General features: G+C 39.7%; 14 protein-coding genes. 11 read left to right on the top strand and 3 right to left on the bottom strand.

The window, feature by feature from the left end:
- The first annotated feature begins 34 nt into the window (after nt 1-34).
- Entirely contained in the window at nt 35-1,720 is a 1,686-nt protein-coding gene (locus IR083_RS13655) for a RagB/SusD family nutrient uptake outer membrane protein (RefSeq protein WP_194224725.1), read from the top strand.
- Nucleotides 1,721-1,823: 103 nt separating this feature from the next.
- Nucleotides 1,824-3,092: a histidine-type phosphatase gene (locus tag IR083_RS13660; protein WP_194224726.1), complete on the top strand. Its 1,269-nt coding sequence runs from the start codon at nt 1,824-1,826 to the stop codon at nt 3,090-3,092.
- A 333-nt stretch (nt 3,093-3,425) separates the two neighbouring features.
- On the opposite strand, the gene IR083_RS13665 is transcribed toward IR083_RS13660, so the two are convergent.
- On the bottom strand, nt 3,426-4,334 hold the full coding sequence (locus IR083_RS13665) for a dihydrodipicolinate synthase family protein (RefSeq protein ID WP_194224727.1): 909 nt from the start codon (nt 4,332-4,334) through the stop codon (nt 3,426-3,428).
- 243 nt (nt 4,335-4,577) lie between these two features.
- Here IR083_RS13665 and IR083_RS13670 point away from each other — a divergent pair, with 243 nt between their 5' ends.
- Complete coding sequence (locus tag IR083_RS13670) at nt 4,578-5,261, top strand: FadR/GntR family transcriptional regulator (protein WP_194224728.1); 684 nt, start codon at nt 4,578-4,580, stop codon at nt 5,259-5,261.
- Nucleotides 5,262-5,416: 155 nt separating this feature from the next.
- On the opposite strand, the gene IR083_RS13675 is transcribed toward IR083_RS13670, so the two are convergent.
- Together IR083_RS13675 and IR083_RS13680 are read right to left on the bottom strand one after the other, a co-directional pair.
- Nucleotides 5,417-6,877: a sulfatase gene (locus tag IR083_RS13675; RefSeq protein WP_194224729.1), complete on the bottom strand. Its 1,461-nt coding sequence runs from the start codon at nt 6,875-6,877 to the stop codon at nt 5,417-5,419.
- Between the two features lie 145 nt (nt 6,878-7,022).
- Complete coding sequence (locus tag IR083_RS13680) at nt 7,023-8,189, bottom strand: sialidase family protein (RefSeq protein WP_242052417.1); 1,167 nt, start codon at nt 8,187-8,189, stop codon at nt 7,023-7,025.
- Nucleotides 8,190-8,486: 297 nt separating this feature from the next.
- Here IR083_RS13680 and IR083_RS13685 point away from each other — a divergent pair, with 297 nt between their 5' ends.
- From IR083_RS13685 to IR083_RS13720, 8 genes are all read left to right on the top strand, one after another.
- Complete coding sequence (locus IR083_RS13685) at nt 8,487-9,815, top strand: prealbumin-like fold domain-containing protein (protein ID WP_194224730.1); 1,329 nt, start codon at nt 8,487-8,489, stop codon at nt 9,813-9,815.
- Nucleotides 9,816-10,148: 333 nt separating this feature from the next.
- Nucleotides 10,149-10,895 carry a FadR/GntR family transcriptional regulator gene (locus IR083_RS13690; RefSeq protein ID WP_194224731.1) on the top strand — a complete coding sequence of 249 codons (747 nt, stop codon included), beginning with the start codon at nt 10,149-10,151 and terminating at the stop codon, nt 10,893-10,895.
- Between the two features lie 34 nt (nt 10,896-10,929).
- The gene (locus IR083_RS13695; RefSeq protein ID WP_242052418.1) at nt 10,930-12,021 is read left to right on the top strand and encodes a hypothetical protein; all 1,092 of its coding nucleotides are present in this window, start codon (nt 10,930-10,932) and stop codon (nt 12,019-12,021) included.
- Between the two features lie 41 nt (nt 12,022-12,062).
- Nucleotides 12,063-12,977: a dihydrodipicolinate synthase family protein gene (locus IR083_RS13700; RefSeq protein WP_194224732.1), complete on the top strand. Its 915-nt coding sequence runs from the start codon at nt 12,063-12,065 to the stop codon at nt 12,975-12,977.
- A 143-nt stretch (nt 12,978-13,120) separates the two neighbouring features.
- On the top strand, nt 13,121-14,368 hold the full coding sequence (locus IR083_RS13705; protein WP_194224733.1) for an MFS transporter: 1,248 nt from the start codon (nt 13,121-13,123) through the stop codon (nt 14,366-14,368).
- Between the two features lie 28 nt (nt 14,369-14,396).
- Nucleotides 14,397-15,293, top strand: coding sequence for a glycyl-radical enzyme activating protein (locus tag IR083_RS13710; RefSeq protein WP_194224734.1), 897 nt, complete (start codon nt 14,397-14,399; stop codon nt 15,291-15,293).
- Nucleotides 15,290-17,434, top strand: a complete 2,145-nt coding sequence (locus tag IR083_RS13715) for a pyruvate formate lyase family protein (protein WP_194224735.1) — start codon at nt 15,290-15,292, stop codon at nt 17,432-17,434. The genes IR083_RS13710 and IR083_RS13715 overlap by 4 nt, the downstream gene beginning before the upstream one ends.
- 182 nt (nt 17,435-17,616) lie before the next feature.
- Nucleotides 17,617-20,730, top strand: coding sequence for a SusC/RagA family TonB-linked outer membrane protein (locus IR083_RS13720; RefSeq protein ID WP_194224736.1), 3,114 nt, complete (start codon nt 17,617-17,619; stop codon nt 20,728-20,730).
- Nucleotides 20,731-20,765: the final 35 nt, after the last annotated feature.

Genomic DNA, 20,765 nt, shown 5'->3' on the forward strand with positions numbered 1-20,765 from the left:
GTTTCCATACATCCATTAAAAACAAAATCATAGTATGAAATCAAATATATTAATCATATCAATCCTGATTGCCTGCTGCAACATGTTTTCTTCCTGTCTGGGAGATCTCGACACACAGCCTCTGGATAAGAACCAGCTAGTAGCAAAAGATGTGTACGAAACAGCCGCAGGATACAAAGGTGTAATAGCAAAATGTTATGCATCGCTTATTCAGACCGGACAAAAAGGTGGTGACGGCGGTGACGGAGATGTAGGTGGTATCGACGAAGGGTATAGCGGATATACCCGTGCATTATTCTATCTGCAAACGACAGTATCTGATGAAATTATCTTGCATGCAGGCAGCAGCCAGGGTTCACGGGATCTGCTCTATGTAAACTGGAATCCATCTACCTCAATTATCAAGTATCCTTACTATCGTTTATATATGACTATAAACTACTGTAACGAATTTATACGTGAGTGTACAGAGGATAAACTGAAAGAAAGAGGCGTTTACGACGAACTGAAGGACGAATATCGGTATTATGTGGCTGAAGCCCGGTTTATCAGGGCATATTGCTACAGTATGATATGTGACTTGTACGGGTCCGGACCGTTTATTGAAGAAACAATGGTAGTGGGAAGCCTGCCTCACCAAAAAACCAGAACTGAAATTTATGATTACGCAGTAAGCGAATTAGAAACAGTATTACCATTGCTAAAGACGTCGAAGACAAACCAATACGGGCGTATAGATCAGGTAGCCGCATGGTTTTTACTAGCACGTATCTATTTGAACTCAGAAGTGTATGTAGGCAAAAAAGAATATGAGAAAGCATACAAATATGCTAAAATGGTAATAGACAGCAAGGCGTACCCGTTGGCACCAGATTATCGCCATATCTTTCTGGCCGATAATAATACATGTTCCGAAATCATCTGGCATCTGGTACAGGATGCTGATTATGCACAAAGCAGTGCAGGAACTAATTTCTATGTGAAAGCATTGATGAACGGAAATATAAACAGCTATCTGAAAACGGGGGTCGGAACCAGAGGATGGGGGAATGCCCGTGTGACTACCCAATTAGTAAACCTGTTTGAAAGCGGTGACCAGACATTCGACGTAAACGATATCTGGGGAAATAACAAGAAAGATAAAAGAGCTCAATTCTTTAGCGTAGGACACACTAAAGAAACATGGGTAGATGGAAAAGATTTTCAAGGAACATTTACCAATGGGTATGCATGTATCAAATGGCGTAATGTAAAAGCCGACGGTTCGGAACTGGCCGAAGGCGGCACTGTATACTCATCGATTGATTATCCTATGTTTAGAACAGCTGATGCTTATCTGATGGCCGCGGAAGCTATATTAAGAGGCGGCGGCGGAAGCAAAAGCGAAGCTCTTGACTATGTAAATGAGATCAGAGACAGGGCATACATGTCGGGAAGTTACGGAAATGATGCTTCGGGGAGAATTACAGAGGCTGAATTAAATTTGGACTTTATATTAGATGAGAGAGGGCGCGAACTGTATACTGAACTGATTCGTCGTACAGACCTGATTCGTTTCAATAAATTTACAAAAAATCATAACTGGGACTGGAAAGGTAGCGACGGTAAAGCAGGGAACTATGTCGGAAAAGATGTGGATAACAAGTATAAGTTATTCCCTATCCCTCAGGAAGAATTTACCGTTAATCCTTATCTGACACAGAATCCTGATTATAAATAAAGTATATAAAGAGATAAAAAGGTTGTTAGCTTATCACTTAATAGGGTATAAATTACCCTGCCCCAGAGTCGACAACCTTTTTATCTAAAATCATAAAAAAAGAATGAAACGAATTTACCTACTATTACTGTTATTTGCAGCCTTTATCTCTGCATTTTCCCAAACATCAAAAGAAGAACTGTTTGCTACTCCCGAGAAAACTGCAGGTGTATACTATGCATATCCGGCAAAGGAAATCATACCTTATACAACGCCACCGAAAGGATACGAACCCTTCTATATAAGCCACTTTGGCCGTCATGGGTCCCGGTACCTGATCAGTGACAGTGACTATAAGGATGTCCTCGACCGATTTGAAGATGCTTATAACAATAATGCATTAACTGATTTAGGTAAAGATGTTTATGTCCGATTGCAACAAGTATGGCAGGAAGCCGAGCTCAGAGGAGGAGATCTTTCTCCCTTGGGAATACGGGAACATAAGGGCATCGCCGAACGCATGTATATCACCAACCCTCAGGTTTTTTCCAAAGATGGAAAATATACGGCTTGTGCAACTACCATCGTTCGTTGCGTGCTTAGTATGGATGCTTTTTGCGAGCGGCTGAAAGAATTAAATCCTTCTATACAGATCGAGCGCAATTCGGGTATGAAGTGGCAAAGTTTTCTGAATCATCATACCAAAGAAGCAATTGAATTCCGTTCTGCAAAATATACTTGGCGTGAACAACATCGTAAATTTCAACAGGAACATGTAAAGCCGGCACGTTTGATCAATTCTCTTTTTTCGGATAAGGCTTACATCAACAAAAATATAAATCCGGAAGAGACGATGTGGCAACTCTTTTATATTGCAGGAGGAATGCAAAATATAGAAACTGATTTATCTTTCTATGACATATTTGAGAAACAAGAACTTTTTGATCTCTGGCAATGTAAGAATTACAAATTATATGTCAATGACGCTAATGGGGCAATAAATGGCGGTCTGATGTTTGAAAACTGCAAACCTCTTCTGAAAGATATATTGGAAAATGCCAGTCGCATTATATCGACTAACGGAAAAGGGGCGGACCTGCGCTTTGCCCACGACGGCAACATCATCCCGCTAGCAATGCTTTTGCACCTTGATGGATGTTACAATAGCGTATCCAATGCTGATGAGTATTATAAAGCTTGGAGCGATTTTAAAGTAGCGCCTATGGCGGGTAATATACAGATCATATTTTACCGCAAACCTAAATCGGATGATATTCTGGTTAAATTCCTTCTTCACGAAAAGGAAATACTAGTGCCACCAATTAAAACAGATATGGCACCCTTTTATAATTGGATTGACGTAAAAAACTATTATGAATCTCTTTTGAAATAATCAAAGAACATAAAGAAAAGCTGTGAAGCCTATCGATTAACTTTAATATTGATAAATTAGGGTGTGATTGCAAAATCACGCCCTTGTTGGTTAACCTTAGATATGCATGGAGAATCAGACTTAGCATATTAACGTAATAATATCTGGTCTTCAATATTTTTTGAACTAAAAAAGACTGATTTTCAAAGAGGTTCTGATATTTTTGTCTTCAAGTATATTTTACAAAAGGTATTTGTACATATAGAAAAGAGGGTGAGTTTCAGACACACCCTCTACGGTCATTTCAGTGAGCATCTCCTTTTTGAAGAATTACGCTGATAAATAGATTCCGAATTAGATTTTATTACTGTAGTTATAGAACGAGTATTCTTTAAGATCAGAGAGAAGCGCCGCATACTGTTCCTCTGTAAGAGTGTTTAGCGGAGCTCTGTACCGGCCCATGTCCATACCGATCGCTTTCATAAATGCCTTACCTGTTCCATTACCATATTTTCCCAACAAGGTAATGATCTTATTGGCTATATACTGAAGATTGGCAGCTTCTTCCATTTTACCTTCATTATATAATCTTATTATCTCATTATATATCGGTGCGTTATAGCCATATGTACTCCCCACAGCACTTGTTGCACCTATCGATAAGGCTGGAAGCAACATCTCGTCCCTACCCCACATGATGTTGTACTTTCTGTCTTTGAAATTCAGACAAAGCTGATAATCCATCATATTCTCAAATGTATACTTAATTCCCGAAAGGTTTGGTATTGTTTTATCCATTATTTTGAGTAACTCTATCATCGGAAAATTGACATTGGAAAGTACCGGGATGTGATAATAGAAAAAAGGCATATCGGGAACCGAATCAGCTATTTCTTTACAGAACCCGGCCAAGGCATTAACATCTGCCGGTTTGAAATAGTAAGGAGCAGTCGCCGCCACTGCATCCAAACCGACCTCTTGCGCATACCGGGCCAGATCAATACATTCACTTACCGATGTACCTCCCAGAAAAGCGATAATGTTGAAATCAGGAGCTTTGTATTTTGACCACTCCTTGTAAAGTAATTTTTTTTCTTCATAAGTAAGGGAAGAACCTTCCCCTGTAGAACCGCATATAAAAACCCCTGAAAGTGAGTTCTTTTTATACATTTCCTGCTGTTTTTCCACCATAGCAAGATTCACCTTGTTGTCAGGCGTGAACGCAGTAAATGGTGCGGCGATTAGACCTTCAATCTTTTTCATAGCAATTAGTTAATAGTTATATATTCATTATCTTTGTGATTTAATTGTCGTTTGTACAAATTTTTAGATTCGCACGTTGTTGGAGAACACCAATTAAATATTATCAAAGATAATGAAATAAAAGAAAAAGTATTATATAATAACTGATTTTTTGTTTTAAATTGCATAAAACACGCTAAAAACACATATTATGTAGTATTTAATATATTAAAACACAAGAAATACTTAAAAAAGCATATAACTATGGTAACAGAGAAGAATCATACTTTAGTAGAACAAATAGAACGCAGGATTCTAAAGCACATAATTGATAATTCATATGGCGTAGATACACAATTACCGAAAGAGCAGGAACTGGCCGATCTTTTTGAAGTAAGCCGTGTTGTTGTTCGTGAGGCGCTGAGCCGGATAAGGGCTCTCGGTGTGATTGAGACCAAAAGAAAAAAAGGTACAGTTATCGTTATGCCTAAAGTATTCGGAGTTTTAAAATTGATCGTAGAGTCCGGAATACTGAATAAAGAAACTCTTAAAGAACTTTATGAACTAAGACTTATGCTGGAAATCGGTATGGCCGATTTTATCTTCAAAAATATTACCGAATCGGACATCAAAAAAGTTGAATCTATTGTAAAAAGGGAAGAAAACACGATCAATACCGAGGAATCTATAGCTTTAGATGTAAAATTTCATGCTACGCTTTATGCTATTACAGGGAATAAAAGCCTTCAGGATTTCCAAAACCTTCTGGAACCGCTTTTTAAGTACTACTCTCCCCGTACAAAAGACTACCGTAAAAACCAGATTGTATCTCACCGGGGATTACTCCGCATATTAAATAGTGGAAATCCGGAATCATTCAGAATGGCGATGCGAATGCATCTCGATAAACAATATGAAGATATGGAGAAAATTTTGGAGTCTATGTAATAGAGGACGAAGTATAAAAAAAGAAGCCTGTTGAAAAACTTTGTGAAGAAATAATTTTATTCAATTAACACTCAAGTAGTACATATTAATAAAGTTCAAACAGGCTCTTTACATTTTACATGCCAATATTTTTAATAAAATCTACTATTCAAAAGTTATTTTTGATAGATACCTTTCCTATAGTTATCCAGTATGGAAGCCAGTTTTTCTTCTGTCCTTTCTACTTCTTTATTCCCAGAAAGATTTGTGATCTCCGGATTATCACTATCAAGGTTATAGAGCTCTTTTGATACTATAGCTCCGCTCCCTATTTCATACCAGTAGGTACATCTCCATTGTGGAGTGCGGACTGTATAACCCATAGTAGTAGCTACAGGTTTTGTGATCGCTTCGTATGGACGGGGAAACTGACTGAAAGCATAGTATTCCCAATCTTTTTCCGGGTCATCGAGAAATCGCTCCAAACTGAGTCCGGCTAGTTTAGATTGTGTTTGCATTCTGCACAGGCCAGCCAATGTAGGATATATATCCACACTTTCTGTAATGGCATCGCACTGTTTTCCTTTTGTCTTTTGCTTTGGTGTAGAAATAATGAGCGGTACTTTATTATCCAGTTCAAAGTTTGTAGACTTACACCACAAATCCTGCTCTCCCAGATGATATCCGTGATCTCCCCATAGAATAATGATGGTATTGTCAGACAGCTTTAGTCGTTCCAACTCTGTCAATACTTTGCCTAGTTGGGCATCTACATAGCTGACACATGCATAATAACCCTGCCACAATTCCTGTTCTTTATCGGCCAAAAGAGGCCCTGCCTTGGGAATATCACTATATCCGCGGAGTTCATTCCAGTTATGATATGCAATATCAGGACTATTCACAGGCCGTGCGCGATTCTCTACTTTAAAGTCGACACCGGCATACATATTCCAATATCGAGAAGGCGCGCAAAATGGCAAATGAGGTTTTTTGAAGCCTATTGCAAGGAAAAACGGCTCATCCATATTTACGGCTTTTTGTAAAAATTCCACTGCATCATTCGCAATTTTCCCGTCCGGATACGCCTCATCACCTACATCGCCCCTTTCTGTAGATGCAGCCTTGCCCGCTTTTTTTGTAAGGTTCTGTTCAAGAATATATTCTCGTCTGTCGTAGGCAGAAGCCTGTTCATTCCAAGAAACGTCATCGCGCATTTTTCCTCCCGAATGAAATATTTTTCCGGTACTATAAACATAATATCCGTTATTTTTGAACAATTGCGGAAGTGTTACTATATCAGAATTTTTCTCCCGGAAATGAGTATTGAGATCGGTTACTCCGGTCTGATCGGGACGAAATCCGGTAAGCATAGATGATCTCGAAGGGTTGCTGACCGCCTGCTGGCAATAGTTATGCGAAAAGATTGTCCCACTTTGGGCTACTTTATCTATAGCTGGGGTCTTTGCATAAGGGTCCCCATAACATCCAAGTGTAGGACGGAGATCGTCTACGGCAATAAATATGACATTAGGTCTGCCTGTTTCTCCGTCACCTTCTCCATGAGTGTACTCAGCTGCATTTATTTGCGGGGAAATGACTAATGAAGTTCCGGCTAATATGAATAGTGATCTCATGATTTTTATTTTTTCTATCAAATATTAGAATTTATGCATTATAAAAGAGTATAGCGATTGTTAATGCATTTATTCTTATAAAAATCTCTTCTCTAAAAGAGGGGTTCTCCAATTCTATATAGTATTATATAAAAGTAACATCAGTCTATTTCGAGTCGGTTATTTCTTTAAGTTCCATACTTTGGAAGTAAATTCCATCTCCGTTTTTGAAGCCCCTTTCGTAGAGAATGCCAACTTTTTCATTGTTCAACACTGTCAGATCTGAATAAGATGTATAAGTATTTGCAGGTACATACATAAATGTTCTCGTCCAGCTTTTTCCGTCATTGGAACTGAATTTTATAGTTCCGTTTCGGCGGCTGGAATCATGGTTGGGGTTTGCGAATAATAGATTTGCAGAGTTTTGGCTGTTAATAGAATAACGGAGTATGCTCCCCTGGCATCCATTGTTGATTGGTTCTATCAAAGTCGTTTCCTGTGATGGTTGAAATGTTTTTCCGCCATCTTTACTTATAGCCTGCATTCTGTAATTCTTTTCCATATCCATATTTCGCATGTTGAGCATCAGGTCTCCGTTTCCCAGTTCGACAACAGTGCTTTCATTCCCTTGCGTATAATCGGCTATTCCTCCCAGTTTCCAGTTTTCCCCCTGATCGTCTGAATAAATTATATGGGAATATCGGTTATTACCTTTATTATGGTTGCAAGGAACTACAATCCTTCCTTTATTCGGCTCCAGTGTTTTTATTATCGCATGGCAAGGGCCTGTTGCATACCAGGAATAACCTTCTATTGCAACCTGATCACCTATATCCGTCATTGGTGCCCATGTTTTTCCATCATCGTCCGAGTAGGTTTTATAGACTCTCCTTGCTCCCCCGGGACGTTTGTTCCAGCAAGATAGAAGCAATATGCGTCCGGACTCCAAAACTACAGGAGCCGGATTCTGGCATCTATTGTTTCCGTCGTCATGAACTGTAATTATATCGCTCCATGTTTTTCCGTTGTCGGTCGACCGTTTAAGTATGATATCGATATTTCCGTCATCTTCACAGTCATCTACCCTCCCTTCTGCAAAAGCCAACACCGTACCTTTGTTAGATACTACAACAGCCGGGATACGAAAACATGCATATCCTCCGGTTCCCGGACTAAAAGCCTGTGTTAAAACATTTTTGTCGATAGTTGGCCCCGGATCAGGTTCCGGATCAGGACTTGGGTTGGTATTTGGGGCGTCACCACTGCAACTGGAGCAAAAAAGAATCATGCTCGAAAGAAGTATGAGCCATAAGTAGCTTCTGTGTGTTTTCATATTCCTGGTTATTTAAAGTTGTTTAATCATATTATATAAAGCTGAATAAAATAGGCGCCAGCTTTTTTATATTTTTCGCAACACTTCGCCTTTACGTTGTTATTAAATATATGCAAATATAAGGAAAATATCTATTTAAATACTACATAATAGTTAAATATTGAATTTTAATATCAAATACTAAAAATTATTTCATTATATGTAGTATTTAATAAAAAAAAACTATATTTGCAGCAAGAGTATATTTTTTACTACTTGCGCCTCAAATTTTTGTTAACTTATACCAATGAATCATTTATGAAAAAGTACATGCATTTATTAACTCTAGCAATGCTCATAGCATGCGCAATTGTCTTTGTCAGATGCGATGACAGTACATCGCCGATTGATGAAAGTGAACCTGAGAATCCTACTTTGTTCGAATATGTACTTACTGTACTGGATGAAGAAACAAGCAAACCTCGTGTGAATGAATCTGTAACTGTTAAGAGAACCAATAAGGATGGAGATGTTATACATTCTACGGAAGAATGCACAACAAATGAAAAAGGGGAGGTGATTTTAAACGTCCGTTCCGGTTATTATGTTGCTGAAGTTGCTTTTGAACCAGGGAAAGTAAGAGACAACCTATTTAAATTTGAGATAGCCAATCACATGCTAAAATCTACTATGCGTGTTAAGGATATGAATCCGGATATTGAGCCTCATCAGGTTGTAATAACTGTGATCAATGCTAAAACGAACTCGGCATGGGCCAGTAAATCGTTTGAACTCTATTCTGTTACGGGTGAGAATAAGATTGAAAAGATAGATACATATACTACTAACGATTCGGGTAAAGGTACGATGGAGCTTGTAGCCGGTCGTTATAAAGTGGCTTGTGCCTATTTTGACGGAGTATCTACAATGACAAACACAGTAGACTTTACAGTGAAGAGAGATACCCCTAATACGGCAGAGATAAAAGTAGAACCGGTACATTTTGCCGATGACTTTAGTTGGGTGCTCCCAGGTTGGGGAGAGACAGGTGATCTCGCTTTATGGTATGCAACAATCGATCCTCCGGTAGCTAATTCGGCAGCTACATTCGAATTGCGCTGGGATTTGCTTACTAATGCAGATAATATCGCCATAAGGGATTCTAAAGGGTGGATTACTCCTGAAACACTTGCCGGAACAGCGCGCTTTGTTTTCTTCCGTCCCGGAATTATCAAACTGGGCTCTGCTAGCAGAGGCGGCGCTATGACTACTCCTGCATTTAAAAATATCACTGGAACTGTTAAATTGCATTTCTCTTTCGACTCTAATCCGATGCATCTGGTAACAAATGGGGCATGGGCTCTGGCAGACAAAGGGAATCCGCTTAAAATGATTGTAAGGGTATCCGGGAATGGTTATTTTAAAGACAGTGAAGGGAAGCCTGTGTCTGAACTGAAGCTGGATAATCCGAGCGGATTACAAGCTGATCCGCAATGGCCTGTAGACCGGTGGAACAAACTGGAAGCTGTTGTATATGATGCTACTTCAACTACGCAGATAACTATCGAAAGTAATGTGTTGAACGGAGGAAGTGGTAGCGGATGCCGGTCATTCCTCGACAATGTTGTTGTAAAAGAGTTATATTGACCTATTTACACTAATATTATATATGATGAATAAGTCCCTGGGTATGCTTTATTTATTTATTTATTCATTTATTCAGGGCTTATTTACTACATATTTTTTTTATTATACAATCAAACTTATTTTCATTCTGATACCTGATTGGGATGACAAAAAGGTAAAATTCTGCTGTCGTTTCAAAATCTTTACTCCTTATTAAATATTATTTAAAATGTATTTATAGTCAATATTTTGTGTTATTCAGCATATTTCATCAAATAAGTAATATTTATTTTGTAATATATACTAGTTATTTGTATAATTGTCTGACAAATAAGATAAATAATACTAATACCAATGAAACTCACAGTTAATCAACAAACCTTAGTGGATCAGGTAGAGGATCGCCTGCTTACTTACTTTAAAGAAAATAACCTCAAATGTGGCGATCACATACCGAATGAGGCTACCTTATCATTAGCCTTAGGCGTTGCCAGAAGTGTATTGAGGGAAGCATTAAGCAGATTAAGAATGATGGGCTTGGTGTATAGCCGGCCAAGAAAAGGCATGATTCTGACAGAACCTTCTATTTTGGGAGGGATGAAAAGAGCTGTGGATCCACGTATTCTTGGCGAAGAGGCGTTATTCAATATTTTAGGATTTAGAATAGCCCTTGAGATTGGTATTTCCAGAGACATATTCTACAATATAACTCCAAAAGATATAGAAGAACTGGAAGAAATAGTGAAACTGGGAATTGTATTCGAAAACAATGAATATTCCCCAGTCAGTGAGTTCTCTTTTCACACTAAACTCTATCAGGTAACGGGAAATAAGACGATATCGGAATTTCAGGAGATTATACACCCCGTAATGTCTTTTGTAAAAGATAAGTTCAAAGATCATCTTAGTCCCATCAACAAAAAGATGAGTAAGAAAGGTTTATTGGTAACGCATTCCGATTTGTTCGAACTAATAAAGAAGGGCGATGAGGATGGCTATAAGGTTGCCATCGAGAGACATTTCGAAGTATATAAAATATTTATGAGAGATAGAAAATTGAAGTCCGAAAACGGACGGATGAAGGGGAAAATATTAATCTAACATTTTAAAACCCTCATTTATAATGGACAATCTAATGAAAACACTAATAATTATAATATTTATGATAAACTCGATATCAGTAAATGCTCAATCTCAAACTACAGATAAACCAGCAGCTGCGAAATTGCATCTGCAAAACGATATGACGTTGCCTCCATGCGATGGAATGGAAAATAATCTGGGAGTAGCAGGTGCATTTTCTGGAATAATAGATAATAACCTTGTGATAATCGGAGGGGCTAATTTCCCTAAAGGTTATCCTTGGGAGGGAGGCAAAAAAGTATGGTGGAAAAATATGTACCGGACAAGTCTCTCTAGCCAAAACCAAAAAGAATGGTATGTCGCGGACAATTTTATGCCCCATACGATAGCATATGGTGTCTCCATCCAATTAGATAACGGCTTTTTGTGTATAGGAGGATCGGATGACAAGCAATGCCATACAGATGTGGTATATATAAAAGAAGAGGACGGTAAAATAGTAGCAGATACCGACAGCTTTCCATCTCTGCCTGTTCCGTTGGCAAATACCGCAGGTGTTGTATCAGAAGATAAGATCTACCTGATGGGCGGTCAAAGTTCTATTGTGGATGAAGCATCAACCAAACATTGTTTTTTCTTAGATCTAAGACATCTGGAAAAAGGATGGCAGTCCTTTCCTGCATGGCAGGGAGAGTCAAGAGCGTATGCCGTATCTGTTGCGCAAGCCGGTAAAATTTACCTTTTCAGTGGGAGAAGTTTTGCCTCTGGTCAGGAAACGGTAATGCACACGGATGCTCATGTGTATGACCCTATAGCCGGAAAATGGGAAATACTGCAAGGGGAGTTTCCGGTAATGGCAGGAACAGCAATCCCATATGGAGAGAGTGAAATAATTTTCTTAGGAGGAGTCGGCAAGATCTTACCGACCACTCCCGGTCATCCGGGATTCAGTAGAGCCATAAATACATATGATGTACACACTAACATACTTCAGAAGATGTGCGATTCTCCATATCCCATAGCTGTTACCACGAATGTAGCTGTCGATGGTAATAGCTTCTATATTACAAGCGGGGAAGTAAAACCCGGGATTCGTACACCTAATATACTGAAAGGAGAATTTGGAAGTACAGTTAATCCGTGAATTAATACCTAAAACTCTAATTGAAACACACATTATTCGCTATGAAAAATTATGAACGGCTAAAAGGTATGGTTGCTGCTGTTTTCACTCCGATGGATAAAAATGGAGAAGTAAATTATGCAGCGATAGACCGATATGCAGACTGGATAGCATCTACTGCTATAAATGGGGTATTTGTTTGTGGTACGACAGGAGAGTTCTCGTCGCTTACCATGGATGAAAGAAATGAAATTCTGGCCCGATGGGTTAGAGCCTGTAAAAAACGGTTTAAAGTGATAGCTCATGTAGGATCTAATTGCCAGAAAGAGTCCATTGCTCTAGCCAGATATGCTCAGGAATTAGGAGTTGATGCGACTGCATCCATTGCACCTTCTTTTTTCAAACCCGGAAGTGTAAAGGATTTGATTGATTTTTTCAGTCCCATAGCAGCTGCGGCACCGGATCTTCCATTCTATTATTACAATATGCCGGCTATGACCGGAGTGAGTTTACCTGTTGAAGTATTTCTTCAGGAAGGGAAAAAAAGGATACCGAATCTTGCGGGTACTAAATTTACCCATAACAATCTGATGGAAATGGAGGTGTGCCTCACTCTCGAAGATGGAAGATTCGAAGTATTGCATGGTTATGATGAAATACTAATTTCCGGGCTCGCAATGGGGGCAGTAGCAGGAATAGGAAGTACCTATAACTATATTCCTCAGATATATGATGGTATTTTTAATGCGATGAAAAAGAATGATTTGCAAACTGCACAAAAATTGCAACAGAAATCCATCGAAACAGTGGAAGTGATTATCAAATACGGAGGAGGTGTCAGGGGCGGAAAAGCTATAATGAATCTGATAGGAATAGAATGTGGTGATTGTCGTTCACCTATCAAAGCTTTAGAAAAAGAAGAACAAATTGCGCTAGAAAATGACTTGTCTAGAATAGGCTTTCCTGATTTCCAATAAAGAAAAAGTAATAAACAATTTAGATTATAAACCTAACGTAAAGTTCTTATTGATCACTCTTAAAAATATTGAATCGCATTCGCGAAAAGCACTTCCTATTCTGCTTATTTAACTTTTGAATTGTAAAATTGAATAATATCAGTATGAATTTAGTAAACAAAACAAGTAAAATATATCCGTGGGTAGTTGTAGGACTGTTGTGGGTAGTGGCATTGCTAAACTATATGGACAGGCAGATGCTTTCCACAATGCGTACACCTATAATGATAGATATACAGGAACTGGAATCAGCTGCTAACTTCGGGCGACTGATGGCTGTTTTCCTTTGGATATATGGAATAATGAGCCCGATATCCGGCATCATCGCGGACAGATTTAGTCGTAAATGGCTAATAACCGGAAGTTTGTGCGTCTGGTCTGGAGTCACTTTCATGATGGGGTATGCCACAACTTTTGAACAGCTGTATATCCTTCGCGCAATAATGGGAATTAGTGAAGCCTTATATCTACCCGCTGCATTGGCATTGATAGCTGAATTTCATCAGACAAAGACCAGGTCGCTGGCTGTAGGTATTCATATGACGGGTTTGTATACAGGACAGGCCGTCGGGGGATTTGGAGCCACATTGGCCGCTATGTATACATGGAACCTGACATTCCATTGGTTTGGCATCATAGGTATTGTATACAGCATTATACTTGCTGTTTTCCTGAGAGATCAGACTTCTTCGCCTTTGTTAACTGACAAAACAAAAGAAAAGGTAGAAAAGCCACCTGTATTAAAAGGCTTAGCAATCCTGCTGGGAAATATTTCTTTTTGGGTTATACTGCTGTATTTCTGTATTCCGGGTATTCCGGGATGGGCTACAAAAAACTGGCTGCCTACCTTGTTTTCCGAAAGTCTATCCATAGATATGTCTGTGGCAGGTCCTTTGTCGACCATCGTAATTGCTGTGTCCTCATTCTGCGGAGTATTGATCGGAGGTCTGCTTTCCGACAGATGGGTTCAAAAGAATTTACGGGGAAGGATTTATACAGGAGCAATCGGCTTAGGATTGACTATCCCTGCACTGATCTTTATTGGATTTGGGCAATCGCTTTTACCGGTTGTTCTCGGAGGCGTCTTTTTCGGTATCGGTTTTGGTATGTTCGATGCCAATAATATGCCAATTCTGTGCCAGTTTGTATCATCCAAATACAGGGCTACTGCTTATGGAATCATGAATATGTGTGGTGTATTTGCCGGAGCGGCCATTACCAGCTTGTTGGGCAAATCGACAGATGCGGGTAATCTTGGACGGGATTTTGCTTTAATGGCTATTATCGTTCTGTTTGTACTTATTCTGCAAATAAGTTTCTTACGGCCTAAAACCGTGGATATGAAGGATTAATATATCAGATAAATTAAGGTATCAATCGATGAAAGGCACAATAACTACTATTCAGAGAATGTCAATACATGACGGACCGGGAATTCGTTCTACCGTATTTCTCAAGGGCTGTAACATGCGCTGCAAGTGGTGCCATAACCCTGAGACATGGAGTGGCCAGAAGCAATTGATGCAGACTGCCGGAAGATGTATTGGCTGTCGGACATGCTTTGAGACATGTAGAAATTCTGCCATATCAATTGTTGATAATAATACCTCAATTAATCGTGAAATATGTACAGTTTGTGGAGATTGTACTGAGGCTTGTCCCTCAAAAGTACTTTCTATTGTAGGTAAACAGATCGATTGTGATAGTGTGGTAGAACTGCTTAAGGAAGACGTACCTTTTTATAAAGAGTCTGACGGGGGAGTTACCGTCTCGGGTGGAGAGCCTGTGATGCAGCCCGAATTCACTCTTGCTCTGCTTAAAGCATGCCATGAAGAGGGTATACATACAGCTATTGAAACCAATCTGTGCTACCCTCAGGAACTGTTGAAGCCCTTACTGCCATTTGTGGATCTATGGCTTGTCGATTTGAAGATAGCAGATTCAGGGCTTCATAAAGAGTGGACAGGACAAGATAACACAGCTATCATAGGCAATATATCTTACTTATACTCGGTACAGGTAGAAATGGTTATTCGTACGCCGGTTATACCCGGAGTTAATGATAGCATTAGGGAACTTCTTGATATCGAAAACTTAATTACCGGATTAGCTCCTGGAACGCCTCACCAATTATTGGAATTTCACTGCTTAGGCTTCAATAAATTTTCATCGCTTGGAATGTTTAACCCGATGCCGAATTGCAGGTCATTCTTGCCGGGACATTTTGAGAAGCTGAAGCAGGAACTTAATTCTAAAAAACAAATAATAGTACAATGAAAATATACGATGATAAAATAAATGCTCTGAAGAAGCGGAAGCTTGAACAAACTCAGGAGAAAATCCGGTTAGAAGGATTATTGGACGAGGACGATTACGGCCGTATAGTGCCACCGACAGGTCTCTGGAATATTATTCCCAATCATCCCGATGGTTCTTTCTATGGATTTGAAGCATGGACAGATAACTTCTGTTCACTGATGGATACACATCCCGTTTATATAGATCCGGATGATGCGTTTGCTGCCCGCTGGATGTATTTTATGTCAAAAATGCGTCCAAATAAGTGGAATCCCGACTATCCGTACGACCATTTGAAAAATGATTTCGATAAGTATGATATTATACCCGGAATAGGCGACGATGCCCATTTTGCACCGGACTATGAAATGGGTCTGAAGTTGGGATGGGGTGGTTTATTGGAAAAAATCAATCATTACAAAAAGATCAATATATCTAAAGAACAAATTGACTTTTATACCTATCACGAACGTGCTATTCGCAGTATACAGGGATGGATCGAAAGACATGTGGAAAAAGGCCTGGAAATGGCAGGAAAAGAAAGCGACCCTGTCCGTAAACAGAACCTGATAGATATAGCTGAGGTCAATAAGAATCTCGTTACCGATGCACCTAAGACTTTCCGTGAGGCTTGCCAGTGGATAATCTGGTATCACCTGGCTTCGCGGACATACAACAGGGATGGTGCAGGCGGTCAGATTGATACCCTATTACAGCCTTTCTATGAAAACGATATAAAATCAGGATTATTAAATGATGATATGGCGGTTTATTATCTGGCATGTTTTCTAATAAACGATCCTATATACTGGCAACTGGGAGGACCCGATGATGATGGAAACGATGTGACTTCCAAAATATCATTCCTGATACTCGAAGCTGCAGATAAGATCAACACTTCACTCAATATCACTATCCGCGTTCACGAAAATCTCAATCAGGAATTGTTTGATAAGGCAGTTGGATATCTTGTTAAGAATAAGAACGGATGGCCTCGTTTCTCAGGTGATAAGGCTTTGGTTAAAGGATTTATGAAGAACGGATTCGACAAACCTCTGGCAATAAGAAGAATTGCAGTGGGATGTAACTGGATGTCGCTTCCGGGAATGGAGTATACACTTAACGATCTTGTAAAGATCAATATGGCTAAAGTCTTTGAAGTATCTTATAATGAGCTTAACAATAGTCTAATTAAAAAAAACAGCTACAATCTGTGGAACTTATTCTCCGCACACCTTGCAAATGCTGTTAAGGCTACTGTAGAAGGAATGAAGCACCATCTCAAATATCAGAAATATAACGAACCGGAACTTCTGTTGAATTTACTCAGTCATGGCCCTATTGAAAAAGGGTGTGATGTATCGGATGGTGGCGCAATGCATTACAATCTCGCCATAGATGGTGCAGGACTGGCTATTGTCGCCGACTCATTTGCTACACTTGAGCAACGGGTCGAACAAGAGCAACGGCTTAGCTGGGATCGGATAAGAGATGCTGTTGCAGATAATTTCACTGGACAAGATGGCGAATATCTGCGGACCTTACTCCAAAATAGTCAACGATATGGCCAGTCCGGCTCTCTGGGAGAAAAGTGGGCGATAAAAACACGTGATCTTTTTGTGGATCTGGTACGCTCACAGTCTGATACGGACATGAAATATATTTTTATTCCGGGGTTCTTTTCATGGGCAAATACTGTTGGGTTTGGAAAAAATGTGGGAGCTACGCCAAACGGACGCAAAGCCCGAGCCCCGATATCTCATGGAGCGAATCCAAACCCCGGGTTTGCCATCGACGATGCTTCCTTATCTCTTGCAAAAACGATAGCCCTTATACAACCGGGCTATGGCAATACGGCTCCCATGCAATGGGAACTGGATCCATCACTGGCAGATTCAGAACAGTCGAAGCTGATAGGTGCTGTTATAAAAGCGCATTTCGAGATGGGAGGTACGCTGATCAATGTCAATATCATGGATAAAGAAACCGTTTTGAAAGCTCATGAGAATCCGGAATTATATCCCGAATTGGTGGTCAGAATAACAGGGTTCACGGCCTATTTCTCGATGCTTTCCCCTGAATTCAGACAATTGGTGGTGGACAGGATATTGGAGAATTAATCAAATGAACAATATATCTAATAATATGAATGACAAGCCTTAAACTAATCTATTAACTTTAAACTAATTGTAGTATGCTTAAAACTTACTTAGTCCAAAAAAACAGGAAAAAAGTCTGTGGGCCAACAAAGAGGTTCTTTCTTTTAGCCTTTTCATTGTTGTGTTTTGGTATCTCTAACCTTATGGCACAGAATATAACTGTTAGCGGTGTTGTTACCGACGAAATCGGTGAGGAAATGGTAGGAGTAACTATCCATGTAGAAGGTACAACCAGAGGTACAACAACCAATCTGGAAGGAGAATACAATATCTCTGTTGCACCAAAATCTACGCTAATATTTACTTTTATCGGATACACAACTCAGAAAATAGTAATAACGGATCAAACGAAATTGGATGTCCAGATGTCTGTTCTGAGTATGATGATGGATGAATTCGTTGTTGTGGGGTACGGTACTCAATCACGCCGTACGGTGACATCAGCAATTACAAAGATCGGAGGAGAAGAAGTGCAGGGCGCTCCTATCAATACAGTAGGAGAAGCCCTTAAAGGTAAAATTGCGGGAACCCGTGTGTATAGTAATAATAATACCCCGGGCGCCGATCCTATTATTCGAATCAGGGGAGGGTCTTCTATCAATATGAGTAATGAACCTCTTATCTTAGTTGATGGTGTTGAGAGAGCTTTCTCCGGCATCAATGCTAATGATATTGAATCGATAGAAACACTTAAAGATGCTGCCTCCACTGCAGTTTATGGAGCAAGAGGCTCCAATGGTGTGGTTCTGATCACGACCAAGTCCGGCACAAAAAATAAAGCTCCAAGGGTTACTTTTGAGGCTAATGTTGCTTTCCAGCAAGCTGAACGGAAATTTGATTTGTTGGGTGCAGAAGATTATATCAGAATGGTTCGTCCTTCTATAGCAGAAGGCAAAACCCCGATGAATAATTTCACATCAGGATTCTCAGCCAGTTCGATCAATGATGCAAATTCAGTATATTCCACAAGATGGCTCGGAGAAGGCGAAACAGTTCCTGCCGGTTATAAAAAGATGAGAGACCCTCTTGATAATACAAAATGGCTTATTTTTCAGGACAATGATTTCCAGGATATCTTGTTCCGTGACAACTATTGGCAAAATTATTATATAGGCGTTGACGGCGGAACTGATAAAACCACTTATGCGGCAAGTATGGGGTATACTACTGATGACGGAGTTGCGTTAGGTACGGAATTTAATCGTCTTACAGCACGGCTTAACCTGAATACCGAGATTACAAAAAAACTTAAACTTACAGGTATGATGGAATTTTCCGATGCTAAAAGTAAGGAATTCAGTAATCAGATGAATGTTATATCAAGAGGAATATCGGCTGCTCCTACAATGAAACGCTATATGGACGATGGTACTCCCTCGTACGGGTACAATGGTACTTCGCTCAACCCCGAATATAACGACTATATATTCGATAATGATAATCGGAATAAGCGAATCTCAGTTGTAGGAGGTTTGGAGTATAAAATTCTTGAAGGGCTCAAAGCAAACGTAAATGTCTCCATGTACAACCATGTAAACAGATGGGGAAGTTTCCGCAAAAGAGGTTATTTCTCAAACGCCACTCCTACTACCGAAAACTTCAATGAATTGACGCGTACCAAACTGGATGCTTTCTTAAATTATACAAAATCACTAAAGAAAGATCATAACTTTTCTCTTATGGGAGGGTACTCGTATTCGAGAGATGATCGTAACGCATTCGGTGCATCGGCAGAAGGAGGAGGTTCGGACAAAACTCCGACCCTAACAGCCCAACCCGATAGAACAGCCAGTACAAGTAGTTTCGAGAAAGTTGTATTATTGAGTTATTTCGGGCGTTTGAATTACGATTACAAGAAAAAATATCTTTTGACCGCAACTTTCAGGGCAGATGGCTCATCAAAATTTGTAAAGGGCAATCAATGGGGATTCTTCCCTGCCATGTCGGTAGGATGGATGGCCTCGGAAGAATCTTTTATGAGACCAATTAAGCAGATAAACGACTTGAAACTTAGGATGAGCTTTGGCGAAACAGGAAATAATGCTATAGGCCTCAATGATGCTGTAGGGCGGTATGGAACAAATGTCTATAACGGACAGCCGGGACTTTATCCTACAGTGATGCCAAATGAATATCTTGAATGGGAAACTACCAGACAGTTCGACCTCGGATTTGATCTGACAATGTTTAATGAGCGGTTAACAGTGAATGCCGATTACTTTAACCGATTAACCCGGAACCTCTTATTTGATAAGGAACTTCCGAATACAACCGGTTATTCGAGTGTGAAAACGAATGTGGGAGAGGTGAAATTTTACGGATTCGATATTGAGATAGCCAGCCGGAACATTGTAGGTAAAAATTTCTCGTGGGATTCTAAATTCACATGGAGTTATGTGAAAAATAAAGTAGTTAAACTTCCTTATAACGGACGGGATAAAAACCGTATCGGTGGTATAACAACACTTGGAGACGGTAATGCGTTTGGAGGAACAGCCGAAGGAGAGTCTCTGTATGGTTTGTACGGAATGAAAGTGGACTATGTGATCCGTACCGAAGACCAATTGGCTAATGCAATGTACGATGATTATTCAGCCGGATATAACCCGGCCGATGGAACAACAGTGAAGGGACGCAAAAATATGGGAGACTACGAATGGGTTAACCGTGAGGGTAGTTCTAAAAGGGTTGTAAATGGTGTTGAATATGACCAGATCAATTCAGAAGACAGATTCTTGCTGGGTTACAGTGTTCCTCATACTACAGGTGGTCTTAGCAATACATTTACTTATAAAAATTTATCACTGAATGTATTTGTAGACTGGGCACTCGGTCATACCATTATGCATGCTCAAATGGCACGTCAGTTCATTAATACATTTACCGGAAACACTGCGCTCAATGCAGAGGTATTGAATACATGGAGTCCCGAAAACCCGGATGCCAAGTATGCAAGATTCTATAGCGGAGGCGAGAGTGTATCGTCAAACTTCAAGAATAATGCAGATATATTTGCATTCAAAGGGGATTATCTCTGTATTCGCGAGATAAGTCTGGGATACAAATTGCCTGCAACACTTATATCCAGACTGTCTATGAAAGAAGCGATGGTGACTGTTTCGGCCAATAATCTTCACTATTTTACAGCGGTTCCCGGCATATCTCCGGAAGTGGGAACAAGTAGTACGAACGATGCCGGTTACTATAATTACCCTCCTATACGTAGGATATCTTTAGGAGTAAAGGTTACCTTCTAAATTGTATTAAATTACTAAAAAGTTGTATACAAAAT

The organism is Dysgonomonas sp. GY75 (assembly GCF_015234155.1).
Lineage (GTDB): Bacteria > Bacteroidota > Bacteroidia > Bacteroidales > Dysgonomonadaceae > Dysgonomonas > Dysgonomonas gadei.

Bases quoted from the DNA above. Each gene is read 5' to 3' on its own strand.
- IR083_RS13675 (WP_194224729.1), bottom strand. From the start codon at position 6,877: ATGAGATCACTATTCATATTAGCCGGAACTTCATTAGTCATTTCCCCG.
- IR083_RS13715 (WP_194224735.1), top strand. From the start codon at position 15,290: ATGAAAATATACGATGATAAAATAAATGCTCTGAAGAAGCGGAAGCTT.
- IR083_RS13665 (WP_194224727.1), bottom strand. From the start codon at position 4,334: ATGAAAAAGATTGAAGGTCTAATCGCCGCACCATTTACTGCGTTCACG.
- IR083_RS13705 (WP_194224733.1), top strand. From the start codon at position 13,121: ATGAATTTAGTAAACAAAACAAGTAAAATATATCCGTGGGTAGTTGTA.
- IR083_RS13655 (WP_194224725.1), top strand. From the start codon at position 35: ATGAAATCAAATATATTAATCATATCAATCCTGATTGCCTGCTGCAAC.
- IR083_RS13670 (WP_194224728.1), top strand. From the start codon at position 4,578: ATGGTAACAGAGAAGAATCATACTTTAGTAGAACAAATAGAACGCAGG.
- IR083_RS13660 (WP_194224726.1), top strand. From the start codon at position 1,824: ATGAAACGAATTTACCTACTATTACTGTTATTTGCAGCCTTTATCTCT.
- IR083_RS13680 (WP_242052417.1), bottom strand. From the start codon at position 8,189: ATGAAAACACACAGAAGCTACTTATGGCTCATACTTCTTTCGAGCATG.
- IR083_RS13720 (WP_194224736.1), top strand. From the start codon at position 17,617: ATGGCACAGAATATAACTGTTAGCGGTGTTGTTACCGACGAAATCGGT.
- IR083_RS13700 (WP_194224732.1), top strand. From the start codon at position 12,063: ATGAAAAATTATGAACGGCTAAAAGGTATGGTTGCTGCTGTTTTCACT.
- IR083_RS13685 (WP_194224730.1), top strand. From the start codon at position 8,487: ATGAAAAAGTACATGCATTTATTAACTCTAGCAATGCTCATAGCATGC.
- IR083_RS13710 (WP_194224734.1), top strand. From the start codon at position 14,397: ATGAAAGGCACAATAACTACTATTCAGAGAATGTCAATACATGACGGA.
- IR083_RS13695 (WP_242052418.1), top strand. From the start codon at position 10,930: ATGAAAACACTAATAATTATAATATTTATGATAAACTCGATATCAGTA.
- IR083_RS13690 (WP_194224731.1), top strand. From the start codon at position 10,149: ATGAAACTCACAGTTAATCAACAAACCTTAGTGGATCAGGTAGAGGAT.